Origin of the sequence: Actinomadura sp. 3N407, from assembly GCF_052245875.1 — a bacterium.
GTDB lineage: Bacteria > Actinomycetota > Actinomycetes > Streptosporangiales > Streptosporangiaceae > Spirillospora.
The window spans coordinates 36,760-53,492 of the sequence record NZ_JBQQBP010000001.1 but is presented as its reverse complement, the minus strand read 5'-3'; the positions used below and the strand labels follow the sequence as shown (position 1 = coordinate 53,492).

8 protein-coding genes and 1 pseudogene are annotated in these 16,733 nt (G+C 67.5%); 3 read left to right on the top strand and 6 right to left on the bottom strand.

Annotated elements, in window-relative coordinates; all coding sequences use genetic code 11:
- Positions 1-4: 4 nt before the first annotated feature.
- Positions 5-427, bottom strand: a complete 423-nt coding sequence (locus tag ACTWPP_RS00215) for a hypothetical protein (protein ID WP_443101947.1) — start codon at positions 425-427, stop codon at positions 5-7.
- Positions 428-686: 259 nt separating this feature from the next.
- Here ACTWPP_RS00215 and ACTWPP_RS00210 point away from each other — a divergent pair, with 259 nt between their 5' ends.
- Positions 687-1,664 (top strand): CDP-alcohol phosphatidyltransferase family protein, encoded by a 978-nt coding sequence (locus tag ACTWPP_RS00210; RefSeq protein WP_443101946.1) that lies wholly within the window; start codon positions 687-689, stop codon positions 1,662-1,664.
- A gap of 513 nt (positions 1,665-2,177) precedes the next feature.
- Here ACTWPP_RS00210 and ACTWPP_RS00205 read toward each other — a convergent pair.
- Complete coding sequence (locus ACTWPP_RS00205) at positions 2,178-2,360, bottom strand: hypothetical protein (RefSeq protein ID WP_443101945.1); 183 nt, start codon at positions 2,358-2,360, stop codon at positions 2,178-2,180.
- Between the two features lie 920 nt (positions 2,361-3,280).
- Between ACTWPP_RS00205 and ACTWPP_RS00200 the strand changes: the two genes are divergently transcribed.
- Complete coding sequence (locus ACTWPP_RS00200; protein ID WP_443101944.1) at positions 3,281-3,856, top strand: RNA polymerase sigma factor; 576 nt, start codon at positions 3,281-3,283, stop codon at positions 3,854-3,856.
- Positions 3,849-4,853, top strand: a pseudogene (locus ACTWPP_RS00195) (CU044_5270 family protein); the annotation flags it as partial. The gene ACTWPP_RS00200 and the pseudogene ACTWPP_RS00195, both read left to right, overlap by 8 nt.
- Here ACTWPP_RS00195 and ACTWPP_RS00190 read toward each other — a convergent pair.
- The 4 genes from ACTWPP_RS00190 to ACTWPP_RS00175 all read right to left on the bottom strand — a co-directional run bounded on the left by ACTWPP_RS00190 (position 4,758) and on the right by ACTWPP_RS00175 (position 16,671).
- Positions 4,758-5,498, bottom strand: a complete 741-nt coding sequence (locus ACTWPP_RS00190; RefSeq protein WP_443101943.1) for a leucine zipper domain-containing protein — start codon at positions 5,496-5,498, stop codon at positions 4,758-4,760. The pseudogene ACTWPP_RS00195 and the gene ACTWPP_RS00190 overlap by 96 nt on opposite strands.
- A gap of 111 nt (positions 5,499-5,609) precedes the next feature.
- On the bottom strand, positions 5,610-6,224 hold the full coding sequence (locus ACTWPP_RS00185) for a hypothetical protein (RefSeq protein ID WP_443101942.1): 615 nt from the start codon (positions 6,222-6,224) through the stop codon (positions 5,610-5,612).
- A gap of 606 nt (positions 6,225-6,830) precedes the next feature.
- Positions 6,831-7,400 carry a hypothetical protein gene (locus ACTWPP_RS00180; protein ID WP_443101941.1) on the bottom strand — a complete coding sequence of 190 codons (570 nt, stop codon included), beginning with the start codon at positions 7,398-7,400 and terminating at the stop codon, positions 6,831-6,833.
- Entirely contained in the window at positions 7,378-16,671 is a 9,294-nt protein-coding gene (locus tag ACTWPP_RS00175) for a LamG-like jellyroll fold domain-containing protein (RefSeq protein WP_443101940.1), read from the bottom strand. The genes ACTWPP_RS00180 and ACTWPP_RS00175 overlap by 23 nt, the downstream gene beginning before the upstream one ends.
- Between the last annotated feature and the right edge of the window lie 62 nt (positions 16,672-16,733).

The window sequence follows — 16,733 nt, the reverse complement described above, 5'->3', positions numbered from 1 at the left end:
CCCGTCAGAGACGCCAGGCCAGCGCCTTCGCGGTGCCCGATACGAGCCGAGCGGTACCCGTCCCGTAGTGGATGACCTGGAACCGCACCCGTTGCCCGGAACCGACCGTATCCGCCGCGAGCGCGTAGTCGACGAACGTCTCGCCGTCACGTGCCAGAAACTCGGCGACCGGCCCGTTCTTCACCGCCCCGTCGTCGTCGGCGCGTTCGATGACACGCGCCTGCAGTTCGGTGCCGGACGGGAGGCCCTCGATGCGCACGTTCGCGTTGAGGGTGTACCGGGCGGGGCCCTCGACCACGGACGGCCCGCCCTCCGTCCGGTGGTGGTGAGCGTCGTCGGAGTACTCCAGATCCCACCTGACCGTGACCCACTCGCCCGACGGCATGTCCTGCGCGTCCCGTACTCCGACGCTTACGTAGTCCGGCATGCCCTTCTCCTTTTCGCCGTAACCAGATCACACCCCGCCAGAATGAGCCGCTTCATTCGCGTCTATTCGATTGGGGGATATTTACCCGGGAGGGCTCGCCCCGTTCCCGGAAGGCGGCACCGGGTCGACCGTAGCGGGGATGCCCATCGGTTTCACCGCCTTCGCATCGAATCGCTGCATCCCGCGAAGCCGCCACACTCCGTGGCCCCAACATGGCACAGTGTCGTCAAGGGACGATCCTCACGACGAAAGGGACCCGATGGCGAACTTCACGCTCGAGGACGTTCGGCAACGGACGTACAAGGCGCGTGACGCATGGTGGACGGTACTGCTGGTCGACCCGCTCGCCGCCCGGCTGGTGAAGCTCACCGCCAACCGGACGAAGGTGACACCCAACCAGCTCACGGTCGGGGCCCTCCTCCTCGGCCTCGCCGCCGGCGCCTGCTTCGCCGTCGCCTCCTGGCCCTGGCTCCTGGCCGGAGCACTGCTGTACCACCTGTCGTTCACCCTCGACTGCATGGACGGCAAGATCGCCCGCCTCAAAGGCACCGGCTCGGTCTTCGGCGCCTGGCTCGACTACATCTTCGACCGCGTCCGCGTCCTCGCCTGCGCCATCGCCCTCATGGGCGGCCAATACGCCGCCACCGACAACGTCGCCTACCTCTGGACCGCCCTCGCCGTCGTCTTCCTCGACATGCTCCGCTACATGGACGCCCTGGAGATCTACAAGGTCCGCTCCCAGATGCGCAGCACCCTCAACGCGGCGCACACAGAGGCCAGATCACTGGAACTCGCCCTCCAGGGCCACATCGGCGAGAACATCGACTCCCCCGAGGGCATGGGCCCCGAGCCCGACCCGGACGACCGCGTCGTCGGCGACAACCCCAACATGCTGCTCCAGCAGGGCTTCAACCAGCGCTTCCCCTGGTACGCGCGAATCCGCAACGTCCTGACCGCCGGCCGCATCCGCCCGCACCTGATCAGCGGCATCGAATTCCAGATGGGCGTCTTCATCATCGCCCCGATCACCGCCGCCATCATCCCCGGCGCCATGATCCCCGTCATCGCCGCCGGCGCCGCCGGCATGCTCGCCTTCGAACTCGTCATCATCTACAAGTTCCGGCTGTCCACCCGCGACCACGCCCACCGCCTGGCCACCCTGAACACCGAAATCACCACCTACCGCAGCCAACTCCCCACCGAAAACGAACCCCTCACCACAGCCAACTCCGCCTGACCGTCCCACCCACGCCTCTCCAGGAAACCTGTCTGCTGCACTGGTCGCGCACGATGTAGAAGTTGCGCAGATATTCCGCGTGGTACGGCCGCGCTTGTTATGCGCAGCAGGACCTCGTCGGCCGCCCAAGCCCGCTGATGTTGAATTGTGCTGCCGTTATAGACGCGGGAGGAGATCCCGTCATCTTGTGCGGCAGTGCACGCCGCCGCTCATGCCGCCGGTGTCGTCCACGATGACGAACCAGCAGCCCGCACGCCGCATCCGGGACAACTCCATCGGCGAGCAAGGCCGACAACACCGACGCCCGCACCTGAACGCTTCCGCCAGAGAACGGAATCCAATCGCCGACCGTCTTCCGCCTCGATACTTGCGATATGCGGTTAAATATTCCGCAGGAATTGCCCCCTTAAATGCTACCTCACGCTCGTCGGGGAAGCCCTTCTTCATCGCTCAGCGCAGACCGAGAGTCTTATTGACGTCAATCCCTCCAGGCAGGCGCGGGTCCACCTGGTCTCACGGGAGAGGGTACTGTGCGATCTTCGCGTTCGGGGACGGGAAGTCGGCGTCCAATACAGGGCAGGTGAGTTCGCGGGTCATGAGTCCTGTGATGAGGTCGGTCATGGAGCCGTTGAACTCCCACCAAGCGCCCTTTCCATAAGAGTGGGCCGCCTCCATGTAGTCGCTGGGGAGGCGCATTCCGAGTTGCTCTCTCAACCTATCCCAGTCAACGGGGGGGCGGCGACTGCACGGGCTCACCGATGAGCCGAATCATCCGTGTCAGTGAAGCCATGGAGATATCACCCTATGCTTTCTGTCCTGGACTTGCCGTTCTGAATCGAGATTCCTCGGATCCGATCCACTGCCTCCCAGCCGGTCACCGATGGGGTGTCCGCGAGAGAAGGCGTTCTTCGGATTATCCGGCTTGCCGACGGCGTCCCGGGGCCAGTCACTGGGATAGATCGACCCTTTCCCGGGGATCCGCCCTGCAGGTCCCCGGCACTGCAGTACTGGGCGCGGGCGCCGGTGGCCCGGCCCTGGCCGTCGAGTGGCGTGTACCGCTTGTACGGCAGGCAGCCGTCGTCACCGTCGCCCCCGGAGAAACCCGGCCCGGATCTGGTTCCCAGGCGGTCCCCGTCTCCGGGTACAGGAAGGAGGAACCGTACGGGTCCACTGGGAGCACTACGGGATTCCGGCTCCGGAGCCGTGACCGTGTCCGCGGGTGGCGGCGGAGCCGGCCGGCGAAACCTGGTGGACGATTGAGCCGGCTTCATTGACGGCCTTGGTGCGCATGTCCCGCAGAGACTGGGCCGTGTCCTCGACGACGTTGTGCGTCCGGGCCCTGGTCCTGGTCATCGCCGTTTGGGTGAGAGCCGGGGCCTTACCGGGGAGATCGGCTGACTGCGGTCGGAGTGGTGTGGCGGAGCCCTTTGCCGAAATGGCTGGACGGTTCCGGCCACTCGTCCGGTCGCGGTTGGTAGGCGTATTCGCACTCTTGGGTGCGGCCTCCGGCCGGGGGCGGGCCGTTCGGTGTCCGGGGTGCAACCTTTGGGTGGTCTTCGGGATAGAGGAGGGTGTCAGCACCCCTCAGTACGAAGGACTCCCATGACGAGACGCCCATGGCGATGGTGAATCATGCCAGGGACGAGCTGGACGACCACGGGATCGTCGCCGCCTCCCTGGAAGACCCGGAAGCCTTTGGTGAGCTGTTCCGCCGCCACTCGCCGCGGCTGCACGCGTACATCAAACGGCGCCTCGGGCTCGTCCTCGCCGACGACCTGGTGGCGGAGGCGTTCGCGACCGCGTTCCGTAGGCGGGAACGGTTCGACGGGCGGGCGGAATTCGGCGCCTGGTTGTGGGGCATCGCCAGCAACCTGATCGCCAAGCACCACCGGCAGGAGACACGCATGTACCGGGCGTATGCCCGGACCGGTGTGGATCCGGCCGAGGACGGGGTCGCCGATCTGGCCAGTGACCGCGCGTCGGCGGCGGCGCTCGGTCCTCGGCTAGCCCGTGCCCTGGCCGCGTTGAACGCCCGCGAACGGAGCGCGGTCCTGCTGCTGGCCTGGGCGGAGTTGTCGTACGCCGAGATCGCGGTGACGCTCGATCTTCCCCTCGGCACCGTCAAGGCCACGATCCACCGGGCGCGGAAGAAGCTCCGCGCGGCCCTTCCTGAGGAGAAGAGCGATGGATGAACTCGATGCCCTGCGGCGGATGCGAACGGCCCTGGCCGAGCATGAGCATCCCGACCGGATCGCCCTGCGCACCAATTGGCGGGCCGCCGCCGAGGCCCGCCCGCGGCGGCGCGGCTGGAAGATTCCGCTGGTGAGCCTGGCGGCGACGGCCGCGGTGCTCGCAGTCGTCGTCGCCGCGGTGTCGCTGCTGCCGGGCGGGCCGGACCCGAAGCAGGCCACGCCGCCCGTTCCCCAGGAAGGTAACGTGCTGCTGGTCGCCGCCAGCAACGCGCAGAAGGCGCCGTCCGGCAAGTACTGGCACTACAAGCGGATTTCCGGCGAGATCTACGCGGTCGGCAAGAGCAGAGCCGACCACTACAAGGTCGACTCCCGGCAGGGCGGCGAGGGCTGGACGGACCGTACCGGCAAGGGGATGTCGCGCTACCTCGACTACATCGACGTCCCGGTCACCGCCGAGGACAGGCGGAAGTGGCAGGCGGCGGGAGCACCGAAGAGGGCGCCGATCCCCGATCCCGAGGGGACGGGAGCACAGAGCTTCCTGGACATGGGGGGCATGATGTCGGGGCGGGGCTGGGAGCCGTCCCTGGACGACCACTCCGGTTTGACCGCGGCACGGGTCGCCGCGCTGCCCACCGACCCGGAGGCGCTGGAGCGGGAGTTGCTCGGCCTCAAGGGCAACTGGCGCGCGGTCTCCAATGGCAGCGGGCCCGAGCCGATCCGGGCCCTCAAGGGTCGGGAGCGGGTCCGGGCACTGAGCGAGGTGACCAAGACCCTGCTGTCCACGGCGCCGGCTTCGCCCGCGGTACGGGCGGCGGCGTTCAGGATGCTCGCCGCCCAGCCTGGGGTCAAGGCCGAGGGCACGGCGACCGACCCGCTCGGCCGTACCGGCTCGGCGGTCTCGCTACCGCTGGAGACCACCGCGCCCCTTGGGCTCTACACCGCTCCCAAGCGGCTCGCCACCTACCGGCGCCAGCTGATCATCGACCCGTCGGCCGGGACGCTGCTGGCCGTCCGGGACCTGGTGGTGAAGCCGCCGCGCGGCAGCCTGCCGCTCCCACCGGGGGACTCGGGTCAGCCGCGCAGGCTGCGGGCGGCGGACATGCCCGACAGGTTCCACCGTCCCGGCGAGGTCGCGGCGTACGAGGTGTTCGAGATCACCAGGTGGACCGACACCGTGCCGCGCGGCTGACCTCCCCGCCGCCGGCTCGGCGCACCGAGCCGGGAACTGAGGTTCGCTGCAGGTACGGGTGGTCTGGTCAGCGGAGCGCTGGCCGGGGGCGGCGGAAAGCACGTCCAGGAGGCGGCCGATCGGGCCGCCACCGGTCAGGTCGTGCCAGGGCTGGTCGGGGTGCACGCCGCAGCCGCCCTGCCGGGACACTGGCACGTCACCGGAGCCGAGCGGGCTGGGGCACCTGGGCCATCCTCCGTTCCACCTGCTACTGATGGCATCGCGATGCACCCTGCGCCGGTCGGCCGGCCCGTCCCAGCCCTGGTCGCGGAACCGGCCCACCCACCGGTGGGCGCACTGGCGCGACACCCCGAGTTCGGCGGCCACGTGCGCGACTGGGCGGCCGTCGAACACGACACGGCGAACCAGCAGGCATCTGCCGTGGTGGGTCAGCCGGGCGTTAGCGTGGCTCATCGAAGACCTCCTGGTGTCGGTGAAGTCGGCGAAACTCCACTACGCCAGGAGGTCTTCTTGCTGATCAAAGACCTACCGGTCAGGTGTCATCAAGATCATGGCCAAGTACAGCTAGGCCAGGTTGGTCTTGAGGAACGAGCGTGATATCGGCGCGTGGCCGAGCGCGGACATATTGCAGATCACCACGTGGCGGTTGGGGGTGAGCGGCCAGGTGGAGCAGCGGTGTTCCAGCCAGGCCATCAGGGCGCGGTGGGGCAGGTCGCCCATGCGTTGATGGTGACCGGCCAGGGTGAGGCTCCGGATGGCGGCCGGGCGGATGGCGGCCGGGCGGATGGCGGCCGGGCGGGTGGCGTGGACGGCGGCCAGGGCAACGGCCAGGCGTTGCAGCAGGGTGGTGGTGAGCTGGGTGACGGCGCCGATCTCGTCCTCGGTCATCGGCAGCAGGCCGGGTTCAATGGTGGGCAGGGTGAGGCGGCGGGTGGGGTCGGTGAAGATCAGGCCGCGTTTCCTGGCGAAGTGGAACAGCGAGCGCAGGGCGTTGGAGGCGATGCAGTGCTTGGGGGCAGGCAGCGGGTCAAGGGCGGTGGCGATATCGGCCGGGGTGATCTCCCGCAGGTGTTGCGCGTGGCCGCCCAGCGCTCCAGCAGCGGCCGACCGTGCCGAAGTAGGGTGGATTGGGCTCGCGGTCGGCTTCGGTCCTGGCCGTGCAGCAGGACCAGCAACCACGCCTGGACGTCACCGGCGAGCCCGGCGGGCAGCTCGCCGGCACGCCGATCGATCCAGGAGCGGATCGCCGGGACGGTGTCGTCGACGACCACCACACCGACATCGGGGAGGATCTCGCAGATCCGCCAGGCGGGGCTACGCGGTGGAAGACGGGCGCGGACCTGGCTGAGCGCGATTTGCCGACCGGGTACGGGAGGCGCCAGGACGGCGCCGAGCCCGTCGTAGATGTACAGCATGAAGCGCCAGACCGTCAGTCTGCCGCTGGAGCCGGTAGGCCGCGTCGCAGCTGTGGTCGCAGTGCGGGTCAGACCATCGGCAACCGGGTCGGAGCTCAGTCCCGCGTAGGTGAAGGGGGTGCCGTTGCGGGTGGTGAGGCGGTCAGGGCTGGCGGCGGGCGGTTACCAGGAGGTACTCCCAGTCGATGGTCGCGTTCGAGGTTCGGTACCCGCGCCGAACCGACTGGCTGCGGCACCGGGGCCTGCTCTCAGTCCTTCGATTCACACAATTCCCGGGGGAAGCCGTACTGATGTCACCCCGAAACAAAAAACGCCACATCCCCGTCTGACCCAAACAGTGCGGAAAGACCTGGCACGATGCCCCGGATCATCAGGAACTCGGCCTACGGGCATCGAACTGATCGACGCGAAAGCTTGATGGAAAATCCGCGGGAAACAGGGGGCATCGCACGGTACGGTGCATCACACCGATCAGAAAGTTTACGAGGCCCTCGTCGTAGCGCCAGTAATCGATACCGTCAGTGACGACTATCGGCCAGTCCGCCATGTTCTGGCCGCTGGTTAGCCACAGGCATGAGTCACCGTTTTCCGTCCCTCCCCAATGGAAAAGACCTCCAGCTTCCGGAAATATCGGATAGGGAGATATATCTTCTCTCTCCCCCGAGGCGTCGACCGAGGTCATGGAGCCGCGATTGGCTGCGAGTACCCGAAGGGGCTCTAGAGCCGTGCGAGTACCCTTGATGAATCCGGCGATATCATCGCCCGGATGAAACACCCCCAGGAAACCATCGAATTGCAAATGTGGATACTTTTCGAAAAGTCTCTTGTAATCATCGGGGAACGAGAACAGGGTTGCCCGCTCCAACTCATCCCAGTCCACGGCGGGCGGAACAAACAGCGGCGCCCCAATAAGGCTCTCAAGGTCCACAAAAGCTGCCATTGAACTCCACCCTAGAATTCATCCGATTGACCATGCATCTGTCTAGGTTAATTCCTGCACTGCCGTTAGGGAAACGACCGTATGCCGTAAGACGTATCTTATCAGGAATGATATTCCCCCTACGGTAGATTGGAGTGACCCAGTAGTCAACCTGCTGGCCGGCTCGGACAGCTTCCGCCACTCTGTTCTCGAGACCTCTCATCACTGGACTGTTGACCGGCTGCTGCATACAGGTGATGAGGTTGTTCGGGTCATCGCCGCTACCGCCCAACTGATCTCCGATCAGATGGCAACGAGCATACTTCTGCTGGCGCGTCTCATAGAGCCACGGATTTGTTGATCTACCGCTCGCGTCGAGTTCCGGCCACCCCGGCGGATGGATGTGAGGGTTCGCTTTACTTCCGTACTTCAGATCACCTTTGTCGCAAAACTTCGCGTATGCACCGGAGTGGTATCCGTGACGGTCGAAACCACCATAATCTTTGACGTGCCGACAGCCCTCGGTGTCATCGTCGGCTCCCGTGGAAACTCCGGTCGGTTCCACGGAGACAACCTCCACTACTCCGACTACCGCGGCCGGTACCGGGTCGTCAGCCGCCAGGGCGGTGACAGTGACGGTCGGGGGCGGGGGCCCGGTGACCGACGGGTTCCGTTGACCGGCTGAAAGAGGCTGCGATCTTGCGATGCTCGGCAGGGTCACCGAAGCCACGATGGAGCCCGTGTCCTGGACCGCCTTTTCGCGGATGGCGCGCAGAGACGCAACGGTGTCCTCGACGACGTTGTGCGTCCTGGCCCTCGTGGCCATTCGGGCGGGGCCTGTCGAGATCCGGGAGCCGGGGTTCGCATAGGAGGGCTTGCGCAGCGACGGGCTGATGCTCCTGGCCTTGTTCCGGGCGTCCTTCGCCGCGCGGCGTTTGGCCGCCGCCGTTCTCGCCCGGGCTCTCGCGATGGCCTGTGCACGGGCGATCGCCGCTCGCTGGGCGGCTGACAGACCCCCGCTCCCCCCGTAGGCGCTTCCCCGGCCAGGCGTGTAAGAGGGGGCTCCTCCCCTGGTGCCGGAGCCACCCCCACCACCGCCATGACCTGATGTACCGGGGCGCCAGCACGGTGCACCGCAAGCGGCCCCAGGGGACGAATAGGATCCGAAGCCGCCGATCCCTCCGCCGCTGGACGGAGGCCTCGAGTTGAGCGCGTTCCACGCGTTCTTGGCGGCCTGCGCAGCCCGGTAGGCGCGATACGCACGCCACCCGATCCATGCCGCCCTGCCGACTACAACGGCCGCCGCGACGGCCGGTACCGCCCAGTGGCCTGTCGGATCAATGTGGTCGTTGGGGTTCGCATTGCCGTAGGTGTAGCGGTTGCCGTTGACGGAGTCAGGGGACGGGTCGAGTGTCCAGCTGTCGCGACTTGTGAAGGAGCCGGTGGAAGGGTCATACCAGCGGGCGGCCATGTTGACCAGGCCGGAGTCCGGGTCAGTCCAGTCGCCCTGGTAGCCGATGCCGGGTTTGGTGCCGGTACTCGCAGTCGTCTTGCCGAAGGGGCTGTAGGAGACAGAGTCGGTGAGGGTGGTGAGGGCGGCATTGGGGTCGAACGTGCCGAACACGTCGTCGTGTTTGTCCGAGAGGGTGATCCGGGTGTTCAGGCCCTGGGCGGTTGCCAGCGGCTCGCCGGACGGGCCGCGCGCGTATCGAGTCACACCGTCGGCGACGGGGTCGGAGCCCAGGCCCGCATAGGTGAAGGGTGTGCCGTTGCGGGTGGCGAGGCGGTCCAGGCCGTCATAGGCGTAGCTGGTGCCGCCTGATGTGACCAGCCGGTCGAAGGCGTCGAAGTCGTAGGTCGTGGTGGGGTCGCCGGGGTTCGACTTGGATGCGAGGGTGCCGCGGGGTGTGTAGGCGAATGTCGCCGAGCCGTCGGTTGTGCGGCGGTTTCGTTCGTCGAAAGTGGCTGTGGTTTCGCCGGTCTTGGTGCGGTTGCCGGAGTCGTCCCACTCGTAGGCGGTGGTGGTACCGCCGTGCGTCCAGGAGGTCAGGCGGCCGGCGTCGTCGTAGTCGTAGGTCTCCTCGTCGGCGCCGGCTGTTCCGGTGGTCGTTTTGCCGGTGGTCTGATCGTTGTCGTCGTAGATGTAGGACGCCGAGGCTACGACGGCGCCCTGGTCGTTCTTCAGGGTGTCGGTGGACAGCCGCCCGAGGTCGTCGTATCCGGCGGTGCGGATCCGGCCCGCGCCGTAGTCCACCTTGCTGGGCTGGCCGGCGGCGTTGTAGCCGAGCGTCCGGGTGACGCCGGTGATGCCGTCCTGGACGGTCGCGAGGCGGCCGTCGAGGTAACCGAAGTTCGCGGTACCGGCGACGTCCGTCCTGGTCGTCGGTTGCCCGTCGCCGTTGTAGGTCCAGTTCGCGGTCCCGGACGGGCCGTCCGCTGAGGTGAGCAGCCCCCGGTCGTCATAGCCGTAGGTGTTGGTTCCCGAGGCGGCGTTGACCTCGATGAGCCGTCCGGCGGCGTCATAGTCGAAGGTGCGGCCGGTCGTCGGGGACGGGGTACCGGAGCCCGATTCGGTGAGGATGCGGCCGGCGGCGTCGAAGGTGCGCTCGCGGACGACCCCGCCCGGCGCCGTGATCTTGACGGAGTTGCCGGCCGCGTCGTAGGCGCTCGTCCAGGTGCGCTGGGCCGGGGCCGGGTGCGCGGCGGTGGACGGTTCGATGATCGATTCGGGCAAGCCGAGCGAGTTGACCGTGTAGATGGTGCTGTTGCCGCGGCCGTCGGTGAAGCGGGTGCGGTTTCCTGCGGCGTCGTAGCCGAACGCGGTGGTAACGGACTTCGTGTCGGTGACCGGTTCGACCTGCTCGACCAGCCGGTTCAAGGCGTCGTACGCGAAGGTCTTCGTGTGGTTCAGCGGGTCGGTTACGCCGGTCAGATTGCCCGCGACGTCATAGCGGTAGGAGGCGCTGCGGGCCTCGGTGCCGTCGGGCTTGAGGTCGGCCGCGACGGCGAGGCGTCCGAGCGTGTCGTACCCGAGCTTGCTGGTGCGGCCGAGGCCGTCGCTCGCCCGTATCCGGCGTCCGAGACCGTCGTAGCCGAACTCCGACGGTGAACCCGCCGGGTCGACCGTCCTGATGAGCTGGTTCGCGCTGTCGTAGGTCGCGGTGCTTTCGGCGCCGGTCGGCGAGGTGGTCGTGAGGAGGTTATCGGCGTCGTCGTAGGTGTAGCGGGTGGTGTATGCGGCCGGGGCCCGGGTTCGTACGGTCTCCGTGGCAGTGACCGTGCGACCGAGGTCGTCGTAGGTGGCCTCGCCGCGGGCGCCGTTGGGGTCGGTGACAGAAACGACCTCGCCGGTACGGGTGTAGTCGTACCGCCAGACCGACCGGTCGTCGTTCGTCTTCGCCGGTGCGTCGAGTGATTGCAGGCGGCCCAGGCGGTCATAGGTGTAGCGGGTCTCGTTCTGGCGGGCGCCGGTGACCTTCTCGACCTGCCCGATCGGGTCGTAGTACGTCGTGGTCGTGGGTGTCAGCGGGATGGTCGAGCCGGGCGGGGTGTAGGCCGGCGCGATCTCCTTGACCGGCTGTCCGAGGCGGTCGTACTCGGTCCGTGTGATATTGCCGAGCGGGTCCTTGAGCTCGGTCGGCTCGTCGAAGGCGTTGAAGCCCGTGACGGTCTCGGGCCTGGTGGTCGAGGGGGTGTTCCCGCCGGATTCCGTCGCTACGGGCGGGGACGTGACGGCGATCTGCCGGCCGGTCTCGTCGTATCCGAACGTGGTGGTGTAGGCGGGCTTGTCTGCACCGTCCACGTTTCCCCGGGGATCGGTTACCGAGGTGAGCAGGTCGCGCTGGTCGTAGGTGAAGGCCGTGATGAGCGAAGTGCTGCCGTCGTCGACGATTCGCCGAGTGACGCGTCCTGGGGTGTCATACGTGTAGGCGGTCGTCTCGCCGCCGGCGGGCGTCGCCCAGGGAACGTTGGACGGCGCACCGTTGACGGTCTCCTGCGTGATGTTGCCGCCGACGTCATACCGGTAGGTGATGCTGCGAGAGACACCGCCGGGGTCGAGCGTCGAGGATTCGAGGCGTCCGACGTTGTCGTAGACGTTCAGGACGGTGTTCTCCCCGTTGCCGGTGACCATCTTGGTGGCGTTGCCGGCGCCGTCGTACTCGACGGTGGACAGGGCGAGGTCGCGTTCGGTGCCGTCCGGGTTCTGGAAGTTCTTCAGCGTGGCGGACTTCAGCAGGTCGTCGCCGTAGTAGGTGAATTCGGTGCGGCGGCCCATAGCGTCGGTGCTCGCGACGAGGCGTCCAGCGTAGTCGTAGGCGCGGGCCTCGACGACAAGGTGGTCCCCGAGTTCGGGGGCGCCCTCGGGGTCGCCGTCGAAGTCGCGGAGCCGCACTTCGGCGAGCATGTTGCGGGCGGTGTAGGCGTACTCGAACCGGCTGCCGACCGCGTCCACGACGGCGGTGACGTTGCCGAAGCGGTCGTGGTCGTAGCCGGTTTCATGGTCGTAGGCATCGGTGACGCGTTCCAGCAGATTGTGGTCGTCGTAGTCGTAGGTGGTGACGCGCGGATCGCCGCCGGCCACCGTGTCGGAGACCTCGGTTCTGATCAGGTTCCCGTCCGCGTCGTAGGCGTGGTCGACGCGTTGTTGCTGAGCCGCGCCGGTGACGGCGTTGGTGGTGGCGGGTTCGGTCACGCTGGTGAGGTTCGACCAGCCGTCGTATCCGTAGTACGTGGCGGCCCCGGCCGGGACGCTGTCGGAGATCTCGGTGACGGACCTCCGGCGCCCGATGGCGTCGTGGGTGTACTTGGTGACGAGACCGGACGGGTCGGTTACCTGGGCCAGGTCCCCTGCCTTGGTGTAGGCGTAGCGGGTCACGGCACCACGCGGGTCGGTCTCGGCGCTGACCAGGCCGCTCGGCATGTTCCCGCCGCCGACAGCAGCCTCCAGCCCGTTCGTGTAGGTGTATTCGACCTGGCCGGCGCCCTGGGGGTTGGTCTGAACCTTCAGATCACCGAAGGTGGTGTAGGTGTAACTGGTTCGGAAGCGGTTGTCGGTGGCGCTGGTCGAACGGCCGTCCCGGTATTCGATCGGCTGGTCATTGCGGGGGTCGGACGGGTCGGTGACCGTCGGGAAGGTGTAGTAGGCCGTGTAGCAGACATCCTTGGTGCGGCACGTTGTTCGGGTCAGAATGTTGCCACGGTCGTCATAGGTGAGCTCGACCGAGTCGCCGTTCTCATTGGTGATGGTCGTCGGGTGACCCTGGTCGTCGTACTCGAACGTCCGGATGCCCATGCCGGCGAGCGTTATGCCCATCCAGTCGGGGACGCCGCCTGAGTTGCCGGGCAGATCGGTGCAGAAGCTGGGATCGCCAGGGTCGGGCGTGGTGCACACATACGTCGGGGTCGGGGACGGTGTCGCGGTGGGCGTGGCTGGTTTCTTGTCTTCTTCACGGACGTCCAGGCCCATCGGGATGCCGACGCGGATCATCCGGCCGGTCAGCGCGTCCGTCTCGTACAGGTAAGGGCGATCGGCGGGGTCGCGGACCTCGACGGCGCGCCGCAGGTCGGTGGCTCCGCCGTAGACGGTCGGCGTCTTGATCTTCCATGTGCCGCCGTTGCGGTCGGTGTACTCGCTGACCCGGTCCTGATCGGTGTCGTAGCGGACCTCGGTGGCGATCTTCCCGCTCGGCAGGGTGGCCTTGCTGAGCTGGTCCGCGGCGGTGCGGGCGTTCGCGTAGTGCGTGGCGACCTGGGCTGGGCCGAGGGGATGATGGTAGATCGCGACTTCGTCGATGGTGCCGTTGTAGAAGCGGCGCTGGTCGCCGCCCCAACCCGGCCAGGACGAGGGCGTGGACGCGAACGCGGCACCGATCTGGTTCTGGGTGAGCGCACGGTGGTCGGGCGTCTGCCCGGTGAGGGTCGCGACCTGCTGACCGTCGAGGTAGAGCGTCTGGGTCGAACCCATCGCCGAAAGGACGGCGTGATGCCACTGCCCATCGTTGACGATCTTGGTGGACGACATCGGCGAGATCGTCCCGCCGCTCCAGAACTGGCCGTGCAGCTTGCCGTCCGTCCCGGTGTACAGAGCCGGGACACCGATCCCGGACGCGGCGTCCAGCGGCTTGTCCTGGTAGCCGATCAGCGGGCCGCCGGATCCGGTCGCCCTGTTCTTGAACCACACCTCGACCGCCAGGTCACGGCTCTTCTTGGCGGTTCCGGCAGGCAGGGTCACCTGCGAAGACGCTCCGTTGAACGTGGCCGCCGTGTCGTCGGTGCCGGCGAGTGCCCCCGCGGTCTGCAACCCGACGTTCTTGTACGTCGCGCCGTCTTTACCGAGATTGACCGCGACCTGGCTGGACGCGCCGACACCCTCATCCTCGCCGAGCCGCCAGTACGATTCGGGACGGTCGTCCAACACGGTCGTGCGGTAGTGCGAACCGGTTTCGTATTCGTAAGTGGTACAGCGTGACGCAGGCCCGCAGACCTTGGTGAGCAGGTCACCGGTGTAGGTGTAGTTCCACGTGAGGGCTTCCCCGTCGACCTGCGCGGTCCTGACGGATGCCACATGGGAGCCCGACCAGGTGAAGGCGAGAGTGCGGTCGCCGGTGGCGGTGGCCCTCGCGAGCTTCCCTGTGAACGGGTCGTAGGTGAGCGTGATGGCGTGCTTGGCCGCGTCGGTGATGGCGGTCAGGCGTCCGTTGACGAACTTGAACGTGGTGCCCGCTTTGTCGGTGAGCGTCCACGTGCCCGACTGGACGGTGAGCGTGGCCTCGCGTGCCATGGGCGGGACGTAACTCCCGTCGGGGTTCTTGCCGAAGCGGACCTGCTGACCGTCCGGATAGCCGACGACGATATTGCCTGAGCCGTCCCCGTCCTCGGTCAGGCGCATGTCGAACCGGGTCGTCCAGCCGGCCCCGAAAGGTGAGTCGCGGCGTGGGTCGAGGCTGTTGTAGGTGCGCTCGACCTTGAGTTCCGGGCCGACCGTGGTGACGTTGGCGTCGATGGCCGAGGTGGAGTAGTTGCCGGACGACGGCTCGAACTCGCGGGCCTGGCCTTGGGCGAGCTGTGCGGTGAGCTCGGGCTGCGGGACCGCGGTCTGTAGCATGACGCGGGGAGACGGGACCTCGTTGCCGGCGTCCTTGACGAATACCCGCCACAGGTACGTTTTGCTCCACGACAGTTGCCCGGCGGGCACCGTCCAGGCGTACGTTGGGACGTAACCGGAATCGAAGCAGTTGACCGCTTCGCCGTCCGGCGCCTTCTCGCAGATCTCGTACTTGTAGCTCAGCGACGATCCCGGCGGAGCGTCGAGGTCGATGGCGGTCGCCCAGAACTGCGGGGTCAACGTCGGGGCCTGGTAACCGTTCAGCGGGTACAGCTCCTGCACCACCGGCGCGATGTCGATGATCTTGATCCGGAGGCGGATCGGCGGGACCTGTTCGTCGGTGAAGACGGGCCCGCCCTGGTGCACCATCGTGAAGTCGATGGAGTACGTGCCTGGTTTCAGTGGCTTGATGACGGCGTCCAGGGTCGCCTTGCCGCCACGTGGGACGTTGCCGGTGAGGTTCGCCGAGCGATGCTGAGTAACGAGTTCGCCCTTGGTGTCGTAGACGCGGTACCCGAGGTAGTAGGTACTGGGCGTCCAGGTCTCGGCGCCGGTGTTGGTGACAGTCACCTTCACCTTGCCGCTCTGCGCTTGGGTGACCGGCGGATTCGGCACCGGGTCCGTGATCGCGTATTTCGCGTTGTAGGGGCTGTGCGTCACGATCAGCCGCGGCGGGTTCGCGGTGTCGTGCCCGGTGAACTTCTTCGTGCCGAGGCCGTCGGACGACTCGTCGCGCACCGAGAGGCCATAGTTCGGCTGGGCGCCGTTCACCCACCGCTGCACCAGGTCGCGCCCGCGCTTGCCGAGGTTGAAGGTCACGGGCTTGGTCGGGCATCTGGACTTTGTGGCGCCGAGCTTGATGTGCCCGTAGGAGAACGACTCGCGCGACAGCGCGCCGCCGACCGAAGGCCCCGGATACCTCAGTCCGCTCCTGCCGGCCCACTCCTCGGTGACCGGACGGACGCTGACGGGCCGGGACCTGCAGGTCTCCGAGTCGTAGTTCACCATCCACAGCGACGCACCGAAGATCTTGTGGTGTTGCAGCCTGCTGCTCAGCCCGGGGAAGCCGAGGTAGGCCGCCGAGCGGGAACCCACCGTCAGGACCTGGCCACCGCCGACCTGGCCACCGTCGTTGACGGTCAGGCTGGTCGTCGCCTCGCTGATCTCGACGCTCGGGTCGAGGTTGACGGGGAAGACGCGCGCGGGATCGGACAGCCACTCCGGGTCGGCGGTGACCCGCAGGGCGGGCACGCCGCCGACCGACTCGAGGCTGTAGGACACCTTGTCGGAGGTCACGGGTTCGGCCGCCGAGTCGCTCATGGAGCCCGGGGGAACCACGGCCTTCGTCCGCCCGGAGGCGTCCGTGAACACCACCTGGTCCCCGGCGATCCGCGCGGTGAGCCCCTTGAGCGACAGCGGGAAGACGAAGGTGCCGGATGCCTTGGGCGACCGCAGGACGAGCGTCTCCTTCAGTCCACCGGAACCGATGTCGATTTCCAGGTCGGTGTGCGGGCGCACATCGGGGTAGGTGACGCCGCGCTCCCCCGGCCGGCCGGCCGTGGCGGCGCCCCCTTGCATGGAGTAGCCGATTTCCTGGCCGCCTCCGAGCCCCACCCGGACGACCGGATCGGCGTTGGCCTCCGGCGCCAGCCGGATGTCGACGGAGTCGGCCGCGTTCCGCCAGCCCTGCGCGGGCACGTCACCGGAGCGGGCCGTGGCGCCGACCGGGACGAGCCGTGTGTCGATCGGGGCCCAGGAGCCGTCCGGGCGCCGGTAGTTGATCGGCCGGGGCGAGACCTCGGTGGACTCGGTGCCGTCGGCATTGACGTATGTGCGGACGTGCGAGTCCCGGCGTTCGGGCAGCTCGCGGCTTGTCTCAGCGTCAAAGCCCGACACCTTCTCCGGCTCGGGTGCCGGTGGGGCCGTCACACTCGCGGTGTTCCGCGGCGGCGAGGGCGACTTCTTCGGTGTGGTCAACGGATACCGCGAGCGCAAGGACTTCGGTTCGGTCTGGTTACGCCCGGCGACCGGAACGTCCCCGCCGCGGCCCGCGGCCGTACCCCATGCCTGTTTCGGGCCGTGCGGATCCGGCAGATCGCGCCATGCCGACAGCGCGTTGATCCCGCTGCTGTCGAGGGTCGCGACGAGCGACAGCACGAGGACTACCGCGACAGCCCGGAAGAGCACGGAGTGCCTTCCGGGCGACCGCGTGCGTGCACCGATGAAAAGCCGGTCCGGCCGCACCATGC

Bases quoted from the DNA above. Each gene is read 5' to 3' on its own strand.
- ACTWPP_RS00205 (WP_443101945.1), bottom strand. From the start codon at position 2,360: ATGCGCCTCCCCAGCGACTACATGGAGGCGGCCCACTCTTATGGAAAG.
- ACTWPP_RS00180 (WP_443101941.1), bottom strand. From the start codon at position 7,400: ATGGCAGCTTTTGTGGACCTTGAGAGCCTTATTGGGGCGCCGCTGTTT.
- ACTWPP_RS00215 (WP_443101947.1), bottom strand. From the start codon at position 427: ATGCCGGACTACGTAAGCGTCGGAGTACGGGACGCGCAGGACATGCCG.
- ACTWPP_RS00200 (WP_443101944.1), top strand. From the start codon at position 3,281: ATGGCGATGGTGAATCATGCCAGGGACGAGCTGGACGACCACGGGATC.
- ACTWPP_RS00210 (WP_443101946.1), top strand. From the start codon at position 687: ATGGCGAACTTCACGCTCGAGGACGTTCGGCAACGGACGTACAAGGCG.
- ACTWPP_RS00190 (WP_443101943.1), bottom strand. From the start codon at position 5,498: ATGAGCCACGCTAACGCCCGGCTGACCCACCACGGCAGATGCCTGCTG.